The following is an 18,298-nucleotide window of genomic DNA, read 5'->3' as shown; positions in this document are numbered from 1 at the left end:
AACGCCTATTATCGCCGCTGCTTGCGTCAGAGGGTGTCGCTGGCGGCAAATTCCATGGAAATTTGTTCCGCCACCTGCGCCAGCGCCGGCCTCAGGGCTGTCAGCAAGACGCGCGCCTGCTGCCCGTCGCCGCCGACGCGCAAGCCTTCGATCGACGTGCACAGGCCCGCAAAGGCATGGGCGCCCACGGCCAGCGCCGACGATTTGCTGCGGTGGCCCAGGTCGGCCAGGCGCCCCAGGTCTTCCAGCGCCATGGCCTGCTCCATTTCGGCGATGCCGTCGCGCGCCGTGTCGAGAAACAGCTGGGTGTATTTGCGCATCTTCACGGCGTCATTGCTGAAAGTGAGGGCCAGGGTGGCCAGGTCGAGGATGGCCGTGTCGCGCAATTCCGGCGCGGCTGCCGATGACGGCGCTGCCGGCGCCGCCGCCTGCCAGTCGCTTGCGCGCATGCGGCCGATGTTGCCGATACCGCCGCGCAGACGGAACCATTTCGCCAGCAGGTGAAACAGCAGATTCGGGGCGATCGGCTTGGTCACGAATTCATCCATGCCCGACGCCAGGCAGCGGGCGCGGTCTTCGCTGCCCGCGTTGGCCGTCATGGCGATCACCAGCAGGCCTGTGAGTTTCGGGTCGGCGCGGATGCGGCGCGTCGTCTCGAAGCCATCCATCTCCGGCATCTGCACGTCCATCAGCACGCAGTCGTAGCGCTGGCGGGCCAGCAATTCCAACGCTTCGCGGCCATTGCCGGCGACGCAGACCGTGGCGCCGGCGTCTTCCAGCAATTCGCAACCCACCTGCTGGCTGAAGACGTTGTCTTCGACCAGCAGGATGGATGCGCCGCGTATCACGCCCAATACTTCCGGCTCGACTTCGGCGATGCGCTCGTCGGACGCCTGCGCGCTTTTCTCCAGGCGCGCCGTAAACCAGAAGGTGCTGCCCAGGCCCGGCTGGCTGTACACGCCCACCTTGCCGCCCATGAGCTCCACCAGCTGCTTGCTGATCACCAGCCCCAGGCCGCTGCCGCCATACTTGCGCGTGGTCGACGGGTCGGCCTGGTGGAAGGAACGGAACAGCTGCGCCACCTCTTCCTGCTTCATGCCGATGCCGCGGTCCTGCACCTCGAAGCGCAGCATGGCGTGGCTGCCGCGCTCCTCGGACTGGCGCACGCGCACGAAGATGCTGCCGTTGTCGGAAAACTTGATGGCGTTGCTGGTCAGGTTCAGCAAGACCTGCTCCAGGCGCAGCGGGTCGCCGCGCCAGCGCTGCGGCAACTCCGGCGCGATATCGAACTGCAGCGCCAGGCCCTTGACGGCGGCCGCGTCGCCCAGCTGGCTGGCGATGTTCGCCAGCAGGGTGTCGAGGCGGAAGTCCAGCACCTCGAGTTCCAGCTTGCCCGCCTCAATCTTGGAAAAGTCGAGGATGTCGTTGATCAGGCCCAGCAAATGCTGGCCCGAATGATAGATTTTTTGCAGGTAGTCGCGCTGGCGCGCGTCGGCCACCGATTTCAGCGCCAGGTGCGCCATGCCGATGATGCTGTTCATCGGCGTGCGGATTTCATGGCTCATGTTCGACAGGAAGTCGCTCTTGGCCTGGCTGGCCGCGTCGGCCTGCTCTTTCAGGCGATGCAGTTCCGTCACGTCGGTGGACAGGCCGATCAGGCCCGTGACGGGACCGGGCAAGCCCAGCGGCACCTTCACGCTCCACAGGTGATGCACCTGGCCCTGCGCATCGACGAAGCGTTCCTCGCCGACGAACTTGGCGCCGCTGTCGAAGACCTGGCGCTCCGTGCGCTGCGCGGCGGCGGCCGCATCGCCGAGCATCAACTCGCCATCCTGGCGGCCGATCAGCTGCTCCGCCGGACGACCCAGGATGGTGGCCGTGCGCGCATTCACGTAGCGGTAGCGCAGGTCGGCATCCTTCATGTAGACGTAGGCGTCGACGCTGTCGAGCACCGTATCGAGCAGGGTGCGCTGCGCCACGGCGTTGCGGCGCGAACGGTACAGGGTAAAAATGTAGCCGTAAATGAGCAGGGTGCCGGCCACGCCGACGGCCAGCGCCAGCCATGGAAAATAGCGGTCGAAGGGGCTGTACAGCTCCGCCTTGCGCACGCGGAAATGGGCTTTCCACAGGCCGCCCTGGTAAGCGACGGGCAGCACCTGGTCGAAATAGTCGGCATCGCTGCCCGGTTGCGGCGGCGCCGCCGCCAGGTCACCGTCATCGTTGAACAGCAGGCGGTCCTGCGGCGTGATGGACAGGGCCCCGCTGGCCGGCAAAGGGCCGGCCGCGCTGTACAGGGTCAGGTGCAGCGGTTCCAGGGCGCTGCGTTCGAGCGCGCTGTGCACCAGCTGCGCCACGCCAAAGCCGATGCCGACGGAACCCTGGTAGGCGGCGCGGCGCTCGGCTACGCTGCCCTGCGGCATGCCATTGCGGTACACGGGCAGGCGCATGCCCAGGCCCACATGCGCGGGCGGCCCCTTGATCATGATCACCTGCCCCGACGCGCCGACCTTGCCGCTGTCGCGCGCCTGCGCCAGCGACTGCGCCACCAGCGGGTTGGCGCCGATGTCGACGCCCATGCGTTCGGACAGCAGGGAATCGGGTTCCAGGTAGGTGAGCACCGTGTATTCCGGCCGCTCCCCCGCGGGCCGGATGGTGAAGCCGGGATAGCCGCGCGGCGCCAGGCTGGTGTCTTTGCGCACGGCTTCGATGAAGGCGGCGCGCTGTGCCGACGGGACGGCCGCCGCGTAGTTGACCGATTCGATGGCCGGGAACTGGCGCACGATATCGAGGCCGGCCACGTAATCGTGGAACTGGCGGCGCGTCAGATGCTCGCTGGTGCGAAACAGGGCTTCAAGGCCGCGCAGCAGGTCGGAATAGCTTTTTACGCGCGTGATCAGGCTGTGCTGGGCACTATGCGTGAGATTGTCGAAACGCTGTTCGGCATCGTCATTGACCGTGCGCGCCGCGCCCGCATACAGGGCGCCGCCCACCGCCAGGGCCAGCAACAGGCCGCCCGCCCATATCCTGATACCTGATCCCGCCCCGCCCTTGCTCAAAGTGTGCATTGTCGATCGCTTATTCCGGTTTCCTCGAATGGGCGGCGCTGCAGCCGCCCAGCAAGTACGAGGATACTATCAAAGCTCATGCCCGACGCGCTTGTGGAAGAAAAAAAGCGCGCACGGTGCTTGCATTGGAAAACACCGGGTGTTTAAGCCTCCCGCAGCGCCCCAGCCTGCAATGTACTTGCGCCATGGTCGTCCCAGGCATCGGCGCAGCGCACCACGTCGCCGACGACGATGATGCTGGGACTGCCCAGGCCGCTGGCCAGCAGGTCGTCCGGCAAGCGCTGCAAGGTACTCAGCAACTGGCGCTGGGCGGCCAGGCTGGCCGATTGCACCACGGCCACGGGCGTGCCGGGCGCCATGCCGCCGGCCAGCAAGCCGGCCTGGATGGCCGCCACACGGGCCACGCCCATGTAGATGACGAGGGTGAGCTTGCTCTGCGCCAGGGCCGACCAGTTCGGCTCGGACGCGGCATCCTTGCCGTGGCCCGTGACGAAGATGGCACCCTGGCTCCAGCCGCGGTGCGTGAGCGGCACACCGATGGACGATGGCGCGGCCAGGCCGCTGCTGATGCCCGGTATCACCTCGACGGCCACGCCGTGGCTGCGCAGGTAGGCGCGCTCTTCGCCGCCACGCCCGAACAAATACGGGTCGCCCCCTTTCAGGCGCACCACGTGCAGGCCGGCGCGCGCCTCGGACAGCATCAGGCGCTCGATGAACGCTTGCGGCGTAGACGCGCAGCCGCCCCGCTTGCCCACCTCGACCACGCGCGCGCCGTGTGCCGCATGCGCGAGGATGGCCGGATTGACGAGGTCGTCAATCAGCACCACGTCGGCCCGTGCGATGGCTTTCACCGCCTTGAGGGTCAGGAGGTCCGGGTCGCCGGGACCGGCGCCGACCAGGGTCACGCTACCACATTGCGCCATGATGCACTCTCCAATCAGAAAAAATGGCCGATGGCAAACGATGCCGCGTACGCTTCCGGCGCACTGCCGTCCCACACGACGCCGTCGCACAGGGTCGAGCTGCGCATGGGGGATTTTGGTACGGGCGTAGCCGTCATTTCCGCCGCCTGGCGGTACAGGTCGATGCGGTTGACCTGGCGCGCCACCGCCAGATAATCGGGTTCGTCGCGCAGCAAGCCCCAGCGCCGGTGCTGGGTCATGAACCACATGCCATCGGACAAATACGGGAAATTAACGGCGCCATCGGCGTAAAACTTCAAGCCGTGCGCCTCGTCCCAGGTCTTGCCCAGACCATCCTGGTAATGGCCGAGGATGCGCGGCGCCAGGGTTTCCTGCGGCGTATGCAGGTAAGCGGGCTCGGCCAGGGTGGCCGCCATGGCCAGCCGGTTGGTGTCGCTGGCGTCGATCCAGCGCCCCGCCTCGAGCACGGCGGCGATCAGGGCGCGGCAGCTGTTCGGATACCGCTGCGCAAACGCGGCGCTGGTGCCCAGCACCTTGCCCGGATGGTCGGGCCAGATGTCGCCGCTGGTGGTGGCCGTCACGCCCACGCCATCGACGATGGCCTTGTAGCCCCACGGTTCGCCGGCGCAAAAGCCATCCATTTGGCCCGCGCGCAAGGCGGCCACCATCTGCGACGGCGGCACCGTCATCACGCGCGCGTCGCGCAGCGGATCGATGCCATGCGCGGCCAGCCAGTATTGCAGCAGCATCGCGTGGTTGCCGGTCGGGAAAGTATGCGCAAACGCAAATGGCCGCGCCGCAGCGCGCATGTGCCGCGCCAGCGATGGTCCATCGTGAGCGCCCTCGCGCGCCAGCGCCGCCGACAAGGTCACGGCCTGGCCGCTGTGATTGAGGTTCATCAGCACGGCCATGTCGTGCTGTTGCCCGCCAATGCCCATCTGCACGCCATACACGAGACCATACAACACGTGGGCAGCGTCGAGTTCGCCGCTGTTCAATTTGTCGCGCACGCCGGCCCACGACATCTCCCGGCTCAGTTCGATCTTGATGCCGTATTTTTCATCGAGACCCAGTTTTGACGCCATCACCAGCGAGGCGCAATCGGTCAGCGGCAGGTAGCCGATGCGTATCGTCTGTTTTTCCGGATGCATGGAGCGCATCGCGTGGGCACTCGTGCCCGCTTGCTGTGTCATACCATTCCTTGCTGATAAGTACTGTTTTGCCGCGCCGACATGGGCAGGGCCATAGCCATCCAGCAGCAAGGACCGTGCCTGTGCATGGCCCGTCCCAGGCAGCCAGAAATGCACTGGAATGGTGCACTGCACCAGCATGTGTCAGGAAATGCGCGTTTCATCCCAGCAAGTCCTCCACGTCGAGGATGCGCTGGGCAATTTCCGCCAGTCTGAGTTTCTTGTTCATGGCCATGCTGCGCAAGCGCTGGTAAGCCTGCTCTTCCGTCAAACCGTGATGCGTCATCAACAGGCCCTTGGCCCGTTCGATCACCTTGCGCTCAAGCAGCTTGTGCCGCGTGTCGAGCAATTCGGCGCGCAGTTTTTCTTCCTGGCGAAAGCGCGCGAGGGCCACGTTCAGCACGGGCAAGATGCGCTCGGCATGCAGGCCGGCCACGATATACGCGGACACGCCGGCCGCCATGGCCGCATCGATGCTGGCCGTGGCGCCGTCTTCGGTAAACAGCACGATGGGGCGGCGCTCGTCGCGCGTGGCGATGACGATGTGCTCGAGCACGTCGCGCGCGTCCGATTCGGCATCGATGATAATGAGATCAGGCTGCAGTTGCGCGATGCGCTCGGGAAGGTAGAGGTCGGCTGGCAGCGAGGCGACGATGTCGAAGCCCGATTCCAGCAAGCCGATGCGCAAGGCATTGCCGCGCTGCACCTGGGCAGCCAAGGCCGCATTCTCGTGCACGCCGTGCTCGACAATAGTGTTGACGACAACGATGCGCAAAGGCTGGGTACGGCTGGACGTCATGGGAGCGATCTGCAATGGCTAAACACAACCATTGCAGTAAGCAAGAAGCGAACCAGCCGGGTTTACACGGTACTTTACTTCAGGGTCGGCATCGCAAACTCGGCGCCGGCAGCCGTCGATGCGGGCCAGCGCTGCGTGACGGCCTTCTGTTTCGTGTAGAAGCGTACGGATTCGGGGCCATGCGCGTGGTGGTCGCCAAACAGGCTGCGCTTCCAGCCGCCGAAACTGTGGAACGCCATCGGCACGGGGATCGGCACGTTCACGCCAACCATGCCCACCTGCACCCTGTGCGTGTATTCGCGCGCGGTATTGCCGTCGCGCGTGTAGATGGCCGTGCCGTTGCCATATTCGTGGGCATTGACCAAGTCCAGTGCGGTGGCGAAATCGGGTACGCGCACGATGCATAGCACGGGGCCGAAGATTTCTTCTTTATAGATCGTCATGTCCGGCGTGACGTGGTCGAACAGGCTGCCGCCGAGGAAAAAGCCGTGCTCATGGCCGGGCAGCACGAAACCGCGCCCGTCGGCCACCAGCTTGGCGCCCTCTTCCACACCCTTGGCGATGTAGCCGGCGATCTTGTCCTTGTGCACTTGCGTGACGACCGGCCCCATCTCGGCCGACAAATCCATGCCTTGCGTGATTTTCAGGGCGGCAATGCGCGGCACCAAGGCTTCCACCAGCTGGTCCGCCACATGGCCCACCGCCACGACGACGGATATGGCCATGCAGCGCTCGCCGGCCGAGCCAAACGCGGCGCCCATCAGCGCGTCGACCGTCTGGGCAATGTCCGCGTCGGGCATGACGACCATGTGATTCTTGGCGCCACCGAGCGCTTGCACGCGCTTGCCCTGCGCACAGCCGGTCGCATAGATGTATTCGGCAATCGGCGTGGAACCGACGAAACTGACGGCACGCACGTCCGGGTGGTGCAGCAAGCCGTCCACGGCTTCCTTGTCACCCTGCACCACATTGAAGACGCCATCGGGCAAGCCCGCGTCCGTCAGCAATTGCGCCAGCAGCAGGCTGGCCGACGGATCGCGCTCGGACGGTTTCAAGACAAACGTATTGCCGCAGGCAATGGCCATCGGGAACATCCACATGGGCACCATAACGGGGAAGTTGAATGGCGTGATGCCGACGCACACACCGAGCGCCTGGCGAATCGACCAGGCATCGATGCCGCCGGCCACCTGTTCCGAGTATTCTCCCTTCATCATTTGCGGGATGCCGCAGGCAAACTCCACCACTTCGATGCCGCGCGTGACTTCCCCTTTGGCATCCGTGAAGACTTTGCCGTGCTCCGCCGTGATCAGCGCGGCCAATTGATCCGAGTGCTCTTCCAGCAATTCCTTGAACTTGAACATGACCCGGGCGCGGCGCAGCGGCGAGGTTTGCGACCAGGCGGGAAACGCCGCATGGGCGGCGGCCACGGCCGCGTTCAGTTCGGAAGGCGTGGCCAGCGCCACCTTGGCCGTCACGGCGCCGGTGGCGGGATTGAACACATCGCTCGTGCGCTCTGAGCGCGAAGCCATCGGGTTGCCACCAATAAAGTGGCCAATCATCGGGGTTGTCATTATCTTATCCTAGGTTATTTCGTCATCAGCCAGTCATGGGCCGGGTCGTTCTTGAAATGCCAGACCCGCTTGGGGCCCGCCATCACGTTCAGGTAATAGCCGTCGTAGCCATACGGCACGGTCACGGGGTGGTAGCCCCTGGGCACCATTACCACGTCGTGGTTTTCCACGGCCATGGCTTCATCGATGGAGCGGTCGTCCGTGTAGACCCGCTGGTAGGCAAAGCCCTGCTCGGGATTGAGGCGGTGGTAATAGGTTTCTTCGAGCGAGCTTTCCAGCGGCACGTTGTCGCTGTCGTGCTTGTGCGGCGGATAGCTCGAGGAATGGCCGGACGGCGTGACCACCTCGACCACCAGCAAGCCATCGGCCTCGGCCGTCTGCGGCAGGATGTCGCACACATAGCGGGTATTGGCGCCCTTGCCGCGCACGGAGCGCGTCATGCTCGATGGCTCGATCAGGCGTGCCGGACGGTGGGTCGCGGCCGGCGCGCTGCACAGCGCCACTTCCGCGTTGTTCACTGCCGTGATGCCGACCGTTGTATCCAGCGGGACATACACGGCGTACGGCGAACGGTCCTCAAACACGCTGGCACGTTCGCCAATAGCTTCCCAGACTTGACCGCCGGCCTGTACGGTGACCGTGCCCGTCAGCACGACGATGCACAGCTCGCGCTTGCCCGTGTCCAGCTGCAAGGACTCGCCCGCCTGAAGCCGGTGCGCGGCGAAACCGACATGCGTCCAGCCAGCGGACGCGGGCGTGACTTCAACGATCTTGCCGCCGGCCTTGTCCGCTTTCACCAGCAGCGGGCTCATGCCGCCTCCCGGCCCAGGCGCGGAATGGCCGCGACGAGCTTGGCCAGGTAGTCATGGCCCATCTTCGCGTATTCGTAGCTGGGGGCCACGGCCGGATCCTGCTCCGCCTCCACCACCAGCCAGCCTTCATAGCCGTGCAGATACAAGCGGGTGAGGATGGCCGGAAAGTCGATGCTGCCGTCGCCCGGTACGCTGAAGGCGCCATTGATCACGGCCTGCAAGAAACTCCAGTGGCCATTGCGCGCCAGTTTCACCACGTTGGGGCGCACGTCCTTGCAATGCACGTGGCAGATGCGATCGATGTGCTTATTTAACACCGCCAGCGCATCGCCGCCGGCAAACGTGATGTGGCCCGTGTCGAACAGCAAGCCGACCTCGGCTCCCGTCAAAGCCATCAACTGGTCCACATCGGCCGGCGTTTCCACGTAGGCACCCATGTGGTGGTGGTAGGCCAGGCGCACGCCGTGCGCGAGCAGATGGGCGGCAAAGGCCGTCAATTTGTCGGCGTAGTTCTGCCACTGCTGCTGCGTCTGGAAGCGCGGGCGTTTGTACAGCGGCCGGGCTTCGCCCTGGATGGCGTCGGCCACTTCGCCGTACACCATGACGGTGGCGCCGCTGTCGGCAAGCAAGCGCAAATGCGGACCGACGGAGGCAATCTCTTCTTCCACAGACCGCTGCGCCAGCCGGCCCGAATACCAGCCCGAGACACACGCCAGATTGTATTTTCCCAGCACGGCGTTCAGGGACGGGGCATCTTTCGGAAACTTGTTGCCCAGCTCAAAACCCACATAGCCAATCTCGGCGCCTTCCTTGAGGGCCGTTTCCAGCGGGGTTTCGCCACCCAGGCTCGGCAAATCGTCGTTCATCCACGAGATCGGATTGATGCCGATCTTCACATTCCATGTCGGTGCGTTCATTGTTGTTGTCCTTGGCGGTCAAGTTCATAACGGGCGCGCGCAGCTTGCACGGCTGGCTGCGTGGAGACCTCGGGCACGGCCACTTCCCACCAGCAACCGCCGTCTTCGGTCGTGCGCGTGTCGTCCGTGTCGATGCAAATCAGATAGGTACGCGGTGCGGCGCGGGCGCGCAGCATGGCTTGCTCCAGCTCGGCAATCGAGGCCACGTGCTCGGACAGCGCGCCCAGCGATTGCGCATGCAGGGCAAAGTCGATGTGCGGTGCGCTGTCGGGCAACATATTGTTGAACGAAGGGTTGCCGCAGGCCTGCTGCAGGCGGTTGATGCAGCCATAGCCCCGGTTGTCGAGCACGACGATGATGAGTTTTTTGTCCAGCATGACGGACGTGGCGATTTCCGAATTCATCATCAGATAGCTGCCGTCGCCCACCATGACGATGACTTCCGATTCCGGTTTGGCCATCTTGACGCCGAGGCCGCCGGCGATCTCGTAACCCATGCACGAGTAGCCGTACTCCATGTGGTAGCCGCCCGGCGCCGACGTGCGCCACAGTTTATGCAACTCGGTCGGCAAGGTGCCCGCCGCGCAGACGACGATATCGTTGGTGGTCGAGTCCGCTGAAGAACGTTGCACGGCGCCGATGACTTCGCCGTCGTACGGCAAGCCGGCCACGTCGCGCCGGCCCGTGATGCTTTTGACCGTCTCGCGCCACGCGTCCCCTGCCTGCTGCGCCCGGTCCATCCACTGGCCCGCGCTATTCCAGCTGCCCAGCAGCCGCGACAGGCCTTGCAAGCCGAGTGTCGCGTCCGCCTGCAGGCCCAGGCCGCGGCGTTTCAGCGCATCAAAACTGTTGACGTTCAGGCTGACCAGTTGCGCCTGCGCAAACAGGGAGTTGGAACCGGTCGTGAAATCCTGCAGGCGCGTGCCGACGGCCAGCACCACGTCCGCGTCCGCCGCCAGACTGTTGGCCGCAGGCGAGCCCGTCACGCCGATGGCGCCCAGCTGCAGCGGATGGTCCCACGGCAAGGCACTTTTGCCCGCCTGGGTTTCCGCCACGGGTATGCCATGGCGCTCGGCAAACGCCCGCAAGGCGGCGCTGGCCTGGCCATACAGCACGCCGCCACCGGCCAGTATCAGCGGCTGCTTCGCGTGCTTCAACAACGCTGCCGCCTCTTCCAGTTCCTGTTCAACAGGCGGCACGGCGCGGAAACGCACGACTCTCGGTTCAAAGAAATCCACGGGATAGTCATGCGCCATCGTCTGCACGTCTTGCGGCAGGGACAAGGTGACGGGACCGCAAGCGGCCGGGTCCGTCAAGGCGGCAATGGCGCGCGGCAAGGCCGTCAGTAGCTGTTCCGGATAGACGATGCGGTCGAAATAGCGCGATAAAGGCTTGAACGCATCGTTGACCGACACGCTGCCATCCGTGCCGTCTTCCAGTTGCTGCAGCACCGGGTCGGGCGCGCGCGAGACGAAGACGTCGCCGGGCAGCAAGAGCACGGGCAGGCGGTTCACGTGCGCCAGCGCGGCGGCCGTCAGCAAGTTGGTCGCGCCCGGGCCGATGGAACTGGTCACGGCCATCATGCGCCGGCGCATATGCGCTTTGGCATAGGCGATGGCCGAGTGCGCCATCGCCTGTTCGTTATGCGCGCGGTAAGTCGGGAAGCTGTCGCGGTACTGGTACAGCGCTTCGCCCAGTCCCGCCACGTTGCCGTGGCCAAAGATGGCGAAGGCGCCGCCAAATAAAGGTTCGCCCCCCTCCACCCGTAAGGCGGCCAGATAGCGTACCAGCGCCTGGGCCATGGTTAAACGAATCGTACTCATGCCGCACGCTCCAGACGGTTGCGTGTACGCTGCCACAGGGCAATGAGCTGTTCGAAGTTGGCGCGCACGGCGGCGATCAGGCCGGCATCGTCGAGTTCGCCCGCCAGCCAGCGGCGGCTCGGTTCCTGGAAGATGGTGCGGCCCACCATGAAGCCGCGGCATGTCGTGCTGGCGCTGGCTTGCTGGAAACTGTCGGCCAGGGCGGCGATCGGTGCGTTCAAGCCAAGTAATACGACGCCACGGCAATACGGGTCGCGCTCGTGCACGAGGGCATCGATGGCTTGCCATTGCTGGGCCGACATGCTTTCCAGCTTCCACCATTCGGGATAAATACCGAGGTTGTACAGACGTTTGACGGCGCGCAAGACCGTGTCGTCACCGTGCGGCAAGGCTTCCGACGGTATGACTTCCAGCAACAGTTCGTGACCGCTCACTTGCGCCGCGTCGTACAGGGCCTTGATTTGCGCTTCCTGTTCCAGCCGGTTTTCCACGGCGTCGTCCGGGTGCAGCTGCACCAGGCACTTGATCACGTGTTCCTTGGGCCAGCTCAGCAGGTGCGAACCGATGGAACGGCCCCAGTCGAATTGCAGCGGGTTCGATCCCGGCAATTCCACGGGACGGCCTATCCACCAGCCGCGCCCCGTCGCATCGTTGAGGGCGTCGACGCCATAGCGGCCGTCGATCAGCACGCCCGTCTTGCCGGCCAGCTGCAAGGCCGTTTCCGTCTGCGCCACGGCTTGCACCATCAATTGCTTCAGGGCCGCAATGGCGGACTCGGGCGCACCTGTCTGTTGCGCCAGTTCAAAGAATTGCGTGCGGTGGTCAAAGGCAAATACGCACAACTCATCCCATTGCTTGCGCGCCACCGTCGTGCGGTGCAAGCGGGACAAGGTCGCGTCCTGGTCCGGCTGCGTGAGCTTGGCCGCATTGGCGAGGAAATAGTCGAGCTCGACGGGCGACGGCATGGCCGGCGCGCAGCCATGGCGCGACACGACGAGGGCGCCGCAGCCGTTCGCGTAGCGGCAGCACGCCTCGTAATCCTCGCCGCGCAGCCAGCCTTTCAAAAAGCCGGAGAGAAACGCGTCGCCCGCGCCCAGCACATTGAGTACTTCCACGCGCACGCCGCGGTAATTATATGCATCGTCGAGGCTGTGCGGCACCACATTGTCGATGACGGCGCTGCCCAGCGGCCCGCGCTTGACGACCAGGGTGGCCAGGGTGGCGGCCCGCACGGCGCGCAAGGACGCCATGATGTCGGCGCCGCCGCCGGCGATCATGAATTCCTCTTCCGTGCCGACGATCAGGTCGAACTGCGGCAGGATGCTTTGCAGATGCTTGGTCACCCCTTCGTTCGAAACGAAACGCGTTTCGCCATCGGCCTTGCCCGACAGGCCCCACAGCACGGGCCGGTAATCGATGTCGAGCACGGTGCGCACGTTGTTGGCACGGGCCAGCTGCAGCGCCTGCGTGCTGACGGCGTGCATGGCAGCCGTGGAGAAATGCGTGCCGGTGATCAACAGCGCCTTGCTCGAGGCAATGAAAGCCGCATCCACCGACGATGCGTCGATGGCCATGTCGGCGCAATTTTCACGGTAGAAAATCAGGGGAAACGTGTTCTTGTCCTTGATGCCCAGCATGACTAAAGCCGTGAGGCGGTCGCGGTCGATGCCCACGTGGCTGACGTCGCAGCCCTCTTTCGACAGGGTGTCGGTGAGGAAACGACCCATGTGGTCGTCGCCCACTTTCGACAGCATGGCCGACTTCAAGCCCAAGCGGGCCGTGCCGAAGGCGATATTCGCCGACGAGCCGCCCAGGTACTTGGCGAAACTGGTCGCGTCTTCCAGGGGGCTGCCGATCTGCTGCGCGTACAGGTCCACCGCCAGGCGGCCCAGGCAGATCACGTCCAGCGCGCGGCCCTGGGCAAATTGTGTGGAATTATTCATGGCTATCCTTAAATCGTGACACCGTCGAGTTCACTCATCAGCGTTTGCATTTCCGCACCGCCCGCCATCATGTCCAGCAAGGCATCCTTGCTCACCGTATCCTTGGTGAAGGTGCCCAGCGACTTGCCCCGATTCAACAACGTGAACGAGTCGCCGACCGGATACGCATGGTGCACATTATGCGTAATAAAGATCACGGAAATGCCCCGCTCGCGCGCCTTGTAAATCAGTTTCAGCACATTGAACGATTGCTTCACGCCCAGGGCCGCCGTCGGCTCGTCGAGGATCAGCACGCGGGCGCCGAAGTGGATGGCGCGGGCAATGGCCAGGCACTGCTTTTCGCCGCCCGACATGGTGCCGATGGCCTGGTGCGGGTCGCGCACCATGATGCCCATCTCGGCCAGCTTGTCGCGCGCCGTCTCGGCCGCATAGTCGATATCCATCACGGGCACCAGGCCCAGCAGCTTTTTCATCGGCTCGCGGCCCATGAAGAAATTGCGCGCCACGGACAGCAACGGCACCAGCGCCAGATCCTGGTAGACGGTGGCCACGCCCATGTCCAGCGCTTCGCTGGGCGAATTGAAGACGACGGGCTTGCCATCGACCAGGTATTGGCCATCGGTGGGCTTGTGCACGCCGGCCAGGGTCTTGATCAACGTCGACTTGCCGGCGCCGTTATCGCCCAGCAAACAGTGCACTTCGCCTTCCTTTAGGCGCATGGTGATGTTTTGCAGGGCCAGCACGGAGCCGAAACGCTTGCTGACATTTTCCAGGGCAAGAATATGCTCGCTCATGATTTATCTCGCTTCCGTGACGCGTGAGCGTACAAAGTTATTGAACAGCACCGCGATCAGCAGCATGACGCCGAGGAACACGCGGAACCAGTCCGAATTGATGTTGGTATAAGTGATGCCGATCTGTACCACGCCGAAGATCAGCGCGCCGAAGCAGGCGCCGACGACGGAACCGTAGCCGCCCGTCAGCAAGGCGCCGCCGATGACGGCCGCGATGATGGCTTCGAATTCCTTTTGCATGCCGCGGTCGGCGGCGGCTGAACCCACGTCGCATACTTGCAAAGTCGCAAACAAGCAGGCGCAGAAGGCCGTGAAGACGAACAGCGAAATTTTCACTTTGCGCACCGGCACGCCCACGTTCTTGGCCGCGTTGGCGTCGCCGCCCACGGCGAACATCCAGTTGCCGAAGCGGGTACGCGACAACACGAACGCGGCGCCGGCGGCCAACACCAGCCACCAGGCGATGACTTTCGGAATGCCCTTGACCAGCGGCGAGCCGTCGTCGAGCACGGCGATCCAGCCATGCGCGCCCATCCATTGGAACAGGCCGGTGGCCACATTGCCGTGGAACAGCAGGCTGGCCAGCCAGTCCTGCGCCGCCAGGTCGCCCACGCCGCTGACGATGGTGCGGTTGGCGAACATGATCGACAGGGCCAGGGTCAGGCCGCGCAGGATGAACAGGAATGCCAGGGTAACGATGAACGATGGCAAGCGCGTCTTGATGACGATGTAGCCGTTGAGCCAGCCCAGCGCCATGGAACCGGCGAAGGCGAACAGGATGGCGGCCCACAGCGGCCAGTGGAAATAGATGGTCGGGATGGCGATCATCATGCCGGCAAAGCCGATCATGGAACCGATCGACAGGTCGAATTCACCGGCGATCATCAGCAGGCAGGCGCCGATGGCGATGATGCCCAGGTAGGACGCCACTTGCATCCAGTTGACGACGCCATCGAGGTTGAACATGCCGGAGTCGCCGGCCGTGATGACGAAGAAGGCAAACACGAGCACCGCGCCGGAAATCGAGGCGAACTCGGGGCGGCCAAAAAACCGTTTGACCCAGCTGGTCGTGCCCACGCGCTCGTCGGCGGCGGCAACTGGCTTGCGGGAGGCGCCGGGAGGCGGAGGAGGATTCATGCCGGGGCTGGCCAGGCTGGTTTTGAGCGCAGTCATACGATGTCCTTTCAGTGATACTTGTTACCAATTCCAATTACTTTCCTGCCAGCATCGCTGGCGCCAGGCGTGTTCTTCCCATGCGCCGCCCGCAAGAGGCGGTGCGGCGCTGGGCAAACCCGGGGGCGACTGTGTGGATTAGCGGTATTGGCCGGCGTATTTTTCGACCTTGGAAATGTTTTCCTTGGTCACGAAACCAGGGCCGGAGCTGATGTGGCGTGGGCCGTAGATCGGGGTCAGGCCGTATTCCGCCAGGCGCGCCTGGTATTTCGGATTGGCGATCAGGATTTCCTTGACCTTGGCCAGGTCAGTGATCTTTTGCTGTTTCATGATGGCCATCACGGCGACCGGAATGTAGCCTTGCAGGTAGGGCTGCTGATCGATGGCGAACTGGATGCTGCCATCCTTGATGCCCTTGGCGATTTCTTCCGACAAGTCGAAGCTGGCGAAGTACATCTTGCCTTTCAGGCCCAGCTTCTCGACGGCGCGCATGGCGGCCGGCGCCGAATCCGGTCCCAGCGCCAGCACGGCCTGGGTCTTCGGATTGCTGCGCAGATAGGCGCTGACCTTGCTTTCGATCACGCCAGGGTCGACGCCATTGGTGTCGAGCGTGGACGATTTGAAGTCGACGCCGAGCGCATCGGCAAAACCGCGGCAGCGTTCGAACGACGACGCATTCATCGCATAGTGATTCACGCACACGAACGATTTGATGCCCGCTTCCTTGGCCCGCTTGCCGGCGCCCAGGCCCGCGTCATACTCGGGCTGGCCCACGTGCATGATGGCTTTCAACTGTTCGCTTTGCGCGATGGTGCCCGAATTGATGGTCACGAGCATGATTTTCTTGGCCACTACCGTGCCCAGCGGTTTTTGCAGCACGCTGAAGTCGGCGATGTCGGCGATCAAGCCATCATAGTTGCGCGCGGCCGACTGCTCGATCAGGCGCGCCATGTCGGCCAGGTCGCCATTCGGCGGATTGCGGTAGTCGACGGACACGTTGAAGTCTTCACCGGCTTGCTTGATGGCGTTCTTGATGGTGTTCCACCAGGAATCGGAGTCCGGCGCGTGGCTGACCATGACGAATTTCTCGCCGGCAGCATGGCTGGCGCCCGTGCTCAAACCCAGGCTCAGGCCCAGGCTGGCGATGGCCAGGCACTTCATCAAACCCTTGCTTTTATTGCTATGCATGAATGTCTCCTAGACGGATTAATTTTTATAGTTGCGAGCTTTTATGAAGGGTGTCACCGGCCTGGCCTTGCGGCACACGAACCGATGCACTGCGCACAGCTTAGGCCACAAAAAAGACAAATGCAATAAAATTTTCAAAATAAATATAAATAGAAATTCATTTCTATTTTCGAGATTCCCTCCTATAATTCTCGCCAGAACCAGCCGCACGGAGACAGCGGCCCAGCAAGTACACCAAGGAAAAAATCATGGCAGCCACCGCCCCCATCGAACAACTGATGCAGCACATTGCCGCCGAGTACGACAACCTGTCGCGCCAGTTGAAAGTCATCGCGCAGTACATTGAAAAGCACCGGGCCAGCCTGATGCTTGAGCGCATCAGCGACATCGCCGCCGCCTGCGACGTGCAGCCGTCCGCCATCGTGCGTTTCGCGCAGCGCTTCGGCTACACGGGCTTTTCCGAAATGCAAGACGTGTTCCGCCAGGCTTATACGGACCAGGCCGGCGCCACGCCCGACTACCAGCAGCGCATCCGCAAGCTCATTTCCACACGCGACGCGGCCCTGAGCGCGGGCGACCTGACGCGCGAATTCGTCGGCGCCAGCCGCGCCGGTCTCGACGACCTGGCGGCCGGACTCGACGACGCGCAGCTGGAAGCGGCCGTCAACCTGCTGCTGAAAGCGGAAAATATCTACGTGATCGGCGTGCGCCGATCCTTCCCGATCGCCTCCTACATCGCCTATGCGCTCGAACACACGGACAAGCGCGTGCACCTGATTAGCGGACTGGGCGGCATGCACCGCGAACAGATGCGCAGCGTGCGCGAACGCGATGTGGCGATCGCCATCAGTTTCTCGCCTTACGGCAAGGAAACCCAGCAGTGCATCAAGGCGGCGCAAGACAAGGGCGCCAAGGTCCTCGTGATTACCGACAGCAAGCTGGCCCCGCTCGCGCGGGCCGCCGACGCGCTGCTCACCGTCACCGAGGGCAGCGCCTTCGCCTTCCGCTCGCTGACCAGCACCATCTGCCTGTGCCAGGCGCTGTTCATCGCGCTGGCCTACAAATTAGAGCTCGACATCGAAGAAATCCACACCCCAGGAGAACATGATGATTGAAGTAGCGTTGTTCGGCGCCGGACGCATCGGCAAAATCCACGCGGCCAACCTGGCTGCCCAACCCGGCGTGCAGTTCAAGTACGTGGTCGACGTCAACCAGGAAGCGGCCGCCGCGCTGGCCGGCCTGCATGGCGGCAGCAGCGCGACTGTCGAGGCGGCATTGGCAGACCCGGCCATCAAGGCCGTCGTCATCGCCTCGAGCACGGACACGCACGCGGACCTGATCCTGCGCTCGGCCGCCGCCGGCAAGGCCATCTTTTGCGAAAAACCCGTCGACCTGACCATCGACCGGGCGCGCGCCTGCGCCGCCGCCGTCAAGGAAGCCAAGGTACTGTGCATGCTGGGTTTCCAGCGCCGCTACGATCCCACTTTCAATGCCGTCAAGACACGCATTGAAGCGGGCGAGATCGGCACGCCGGAATTGCTGGTCGTCACCAGCCGCGACCCGGGTCCGCCACCGGTCAGCTACATCAAGGTCTCGGGCGGCATCTTCAAGGATATGCTGATCCACGATTTCGACATCTTCCGCTGGATACTCGACGATGAAGCCGTCAGCGTGCACGCCACGGGCAGTTGCCTCGTCGACCCGGCCATCGGCGAAGCGGGCGACCTGGACACGGCCGTCGTCACCATCCGCACGGCCAAGGGACGCTTGTGCCAGATCAATGCCTCGCGCCGCGCCGCCTACGGCTACGACCAGCGCTTCGAAGTGCTGGGCAGCGCCGGCATGCTGCAGGCGGGCAACCACAAGCCGACGGAAGTGACGGCCTATGGTTCGGTGAACGTCAGCATCGACAAGCCGGAAGATTTTTTCCTGGAACGCTACCGCGTGGCCTACGCGCAGGAAATGGCGCACTTCTTTGACGCCCTCACCCACGGCACGCCGCTGCGCACGACCGTCCACGATGGCTTGAAGGCGCTGGAACTGGCCGAAGCGGCGACGCTGTCGTGGCGTGAACAGCGCGTGGTCACTTTATAAACC

General features: G+C 63.9%; 14 protein-coding genes. 2 read left to right on the top strand and 12 right to left on the bottom strand.

The window, feature by feature from the left end:
* Positions 1-26: 26 nt before the first annotated feature.
* The 12 genes from IGS55_RS00155 to IGS55_RS00100 all read right to left on the bottom strand — a co-directional run bounded on the left by IGS55_RS00155 (position 27) and on the right by IGS55_RS00100 (position 16,201).
* The gene (locus IGS55_RS00155; RefSeq protein WP_230518710.1) at positions 27-3,065 is read right to left on the bottom strand and encodes a CHASE domain-containing protein; all 3,039 of its coding nucleotides are present in this window, start codon (positions 3,063-3,065) and stop codon (positions 27-29) included.
* A gap of 143 nt (positions 3,066-3,208) precedes the next feature.
* A complete protein-coding gene (gene cobA, locus IGS55_RS00150; protein ID WP_230518711.1) occupies positions 3,209-3,988 on the bottom strand; it encodes a uroporphyrinogen-III C-methyltransferase in 780 nt (259 codons plus the stop codon).
* A gap of 14 nt (positions 3,989-4,002) precedes the next feature.
* A complete protein-coding gene (locus IGS55_RS00145) occupies positions 4,003-5,181 on the bottom strand; it encodes a CmpA/NrtA family ABC transporter substrate-binding protein (RefSeq protein WP_230518712.1) in 1,179 nt (392 codons plus the stop codon).
* 157 nt (positions 5,182-5,338) lie between these two features.
* On the bottom strand, positions 5,339-5,977 hold the full coding sequence (locus IGS55_RS00140) for an ANTAR domain-containing response regulator (RefSeq protein ID WP_230518713.1): 639 nt from the start codon (positions 5,975-5,977) through the stop codon (positions 5,339-5,341).
* Between the two features lie 74 nt (positions 5,978-6,051).
* Positions 6,052-7,551: a CoA-acylating methylmalonate-semialdehyde dehydrogenase gene (locus IGS55_RS00135; protein ID WP_329958159.1), complete on the bottom strand. Its 1,500-nt coding sequence runs from the start codon at positions 7,549-7,551 to the stop codon at positions 6,052-6,054.
* 14 nt (positions 7,552-7,565) lie between these two features.
* Positions 7,566-8,363: a 5-deoxy-glucuronate isomerase gene (iolB, locus tag IGS55_RS00130; RefSeq protein WP_230518714.1), complete on the bottom strand. Its 798-nt coding sequence runs from the start codon at positions 8,361-8,363 to the stop codon at positions 7,566-7,568.
* On the bottom strand, positions 8,360-9,280 hold the full coding sequence (gene iolE / locus IGS55_RS00125) for a myo-inosose-2 dehydratase (RefSeq protein WP_230518715.1): 921 nt from the start codon (positions 9,278-9,280) through the stop codon (positions 8,360-8,362). Before iolE ends, iolB begins: the two co-directional genes overlap by 4 nt.
* Positions 9,277-11,103: a 3D-(3,5/4)-trihydroxycyclohexane-1,2-dione acylhydrolase (decyclizing) gene (gene iolD, locus IGS55_RS00120; protein ID WP_230518716.1), complete on the bottom strand. Its 1,827-nt coding sequence runs from the start codon at positions 11,101-11,103 to the stop codon at positions 9,277-9,279. The genes iolE and iolD overlap by 4 nt, the downstream gene beginning before the upstream one ends.
* Positions 11,100-13,046, bottom strand: a complete 1,947-nt coding sequence (locus IGS55_RS00115) for a bifunctional 5-dehydro-2-deoxygluconokinase/5-dehydro-2-deoxyphosphogluconate aldolase (protein WP_230518717.1) — start codon at positions 13,044-13,046, stop codon at positions 11,100-11,102. The genes iolD and IGS55_RS00115 overlap by 4 nt, the downstream gene beginning before the upstream one ends.
* An 8-nt stretch (positions 13,047-13,054) precedes the next feature.
* Positions 13,055-13,840 (bottom strand): ATP-binding cassette domain-containing protein, encoded by a 786-nt coding sequence (locus tag IGS55_RS00110; RefSeq protein ID WP_034757661.1) that lies wholly within the window; start codon positions 13,838-13,840, stop codon positions 13,055-13,057.
* Between the two features lie 3 nt (positions 13,841-13,843).
* Positions 13,844-14,977: an ABC transporter permease gene (locus IGS55_RS00105; RefSeq protein ID WP_230518735.1), complete on the bottom strand. Its 1,134-nt coding sequence runs from the start codon at positions 14,975-14,977 to the stop codon at positions 13,844-13,846.
* Positions 14,978-15,151: 174 nt separating this feature from the next.
* Positions 15,152-16,201, bottom strand: a complete 1,050-nt coding sequence (locus tag IGS55_RS00100; protein WP_034757655.1) for a sugar ABC transporter substrate-binding protein — start codon at positions 16,199-16,201, stop codon at positions 15,152-15,154.
* A 248-nt stretch (positions 16,202-16,449) separates the two neighbouring features.
* Here IGS55_RS00100 and IGS55_RS00095 point away from each other — a divergent pair, with 248 nt between their 5' ends.
* Positions 16,450-17,316, top strand: coding sequence for a MurR/RpiR family transcriptional regulator (locus tag IGS55_RS00095; RefSeq protein WP_034757651.1), 867 nt, complete (start codon positions 16,450-16,452; stop codon positions 17,314-17,316).
* The gene (iolG, locus tag IGS55_RS00090) at positions 17,309-18,295 is read left to right on the top strand and encodes an inositol 2-dehydrogenase (RefSeq protein ID WP_230518736.1); all 987 of its coding nucleotides are present in this window, start codon (positions 17,309-17,311) and stop codon (positions 18,293-18,295) included. Before IGS55_RS00095 ends, iolG begins: the two co-directional genes overlap by 8 nt.
* Positions 18,296-18,298: the final 3 nt, after the last annotated feature.

The organism is Janthinobacterium sp. EB271-G4-3-2 (assembly GCF_020858035.1).
Taxonomy (GTDB): domain Bacteria; phylum Pseudomonadota; class Gammaproteobacteria; order Burkholderiales; family Burkholderiaceae_D; genus Janthinobacterium; species Janthinobacterium aestuarii.
Note: the sequence above shows the minus strand (reverse complement) of the source record. Positions and strands in the feature narration are given on the sequence as shown.

Excerpts from the sequence above, each read along its gene's own strand:
- iolE (WP_230518715.1), bottom strand. The coding sequence starts at position 9,280 with ATGAACGCACCGACATGGAATGTGAAGATCGGCATCAATCCGATCTCG.
- iolG (WP_230518736.1), top strand. The coding sequence starts at position 17,309 with ATGATTGAAGTAGCGTTGTTCGGCGCCGGACGCATCGGCAAAATCCAC.
- iolD (WP_230518716.1), bottom strand. The coding sequence starts at position 11,103 with ATGAGTACGATTCGTTTAACCATGGCCCAGGCGCTGGTACGCTATCTG.
- cobA (WP_230518711.1), bottom strand. The coding sequence starts at position 3,988 with ATGGCGCAATGTGGTAGCGTGACCCTGGTCGGCGCCGGTCCCGGCGAC.
- IGS55_RS00110 (WP_034757661.1), bottom strand. The coding sequence starts at position 13,840 with ATGAGCGAGCATATTCTTGCCCTGGAAAATGTCAGCAAGCGTTTCGGC.
- IGS55_RS00100 (WP_034757655.1), bottom strand. The coding sequence starts at position 16,201 with ATGCATAGCAATAAAAGCAAGGGTTTGATGAAGTGCCTGGCCATCGCC.
- IGS55_RS00135 (WP_329958159.1), bottom strand. The coding sequence starts at position 7,551 with ATGACAACCCCGATGATTGGCCACTTTATTGGTGGCAACCCGATGGCT.
- IGS55_RS00140 (WP_230518713.1), bottom strand. The coding sequence starts at position 5,977 with ATGACGTCCAGCCGTACCCAGCCTTTGCGCATCGTTGTCGTCAACACT.
- iolB (WP_230518714.1), bottom strand. The coding sequence starts at position 8,363 with ATGAGCCCGCTGCTGGTGAAAGCGGACAAGGCCGGCGGCAAGATCGTT.
- IGS55_RS00115 (WP_230518717.1), bottom strand. The coding sequence starts at position 13,046 with ATGAATAATTCCACACAATTTGCCCAGGGCCGCGCGCTGGACGTGATC.
- IGS55_RS00105 (WP_230518735.1), bottom strand. The coding sequence starts at position 14,977 with ATGAATCCTCCTCCGCCTCCCGGCGCCTCCCGCAAGCCAGTTGCCGCC.
- IGS55_RS00145 (WP_230518712.1), bottom strand. The coding sequence starts at position 5,181 with ATGACACAGCAAGCGGGCACGAGTGCCCACGCGATGCGCTCCATGCAT.
- IGS55_RS00155 (WP_230518710.1), bottom strand. The coding sequence starts at position 3,065 with ATGCACACTTTGAGCAAGGGCGGGGCGGGATCAGGTATCAGGATATGG.
- IGS55_RS00095 (WP_034757651.1), top strand. The coding sequence starts at position 16,450 with ATGGCAGCCACCGCCCCCATCGAACAACTGATGCAGCACATTGCCGCC.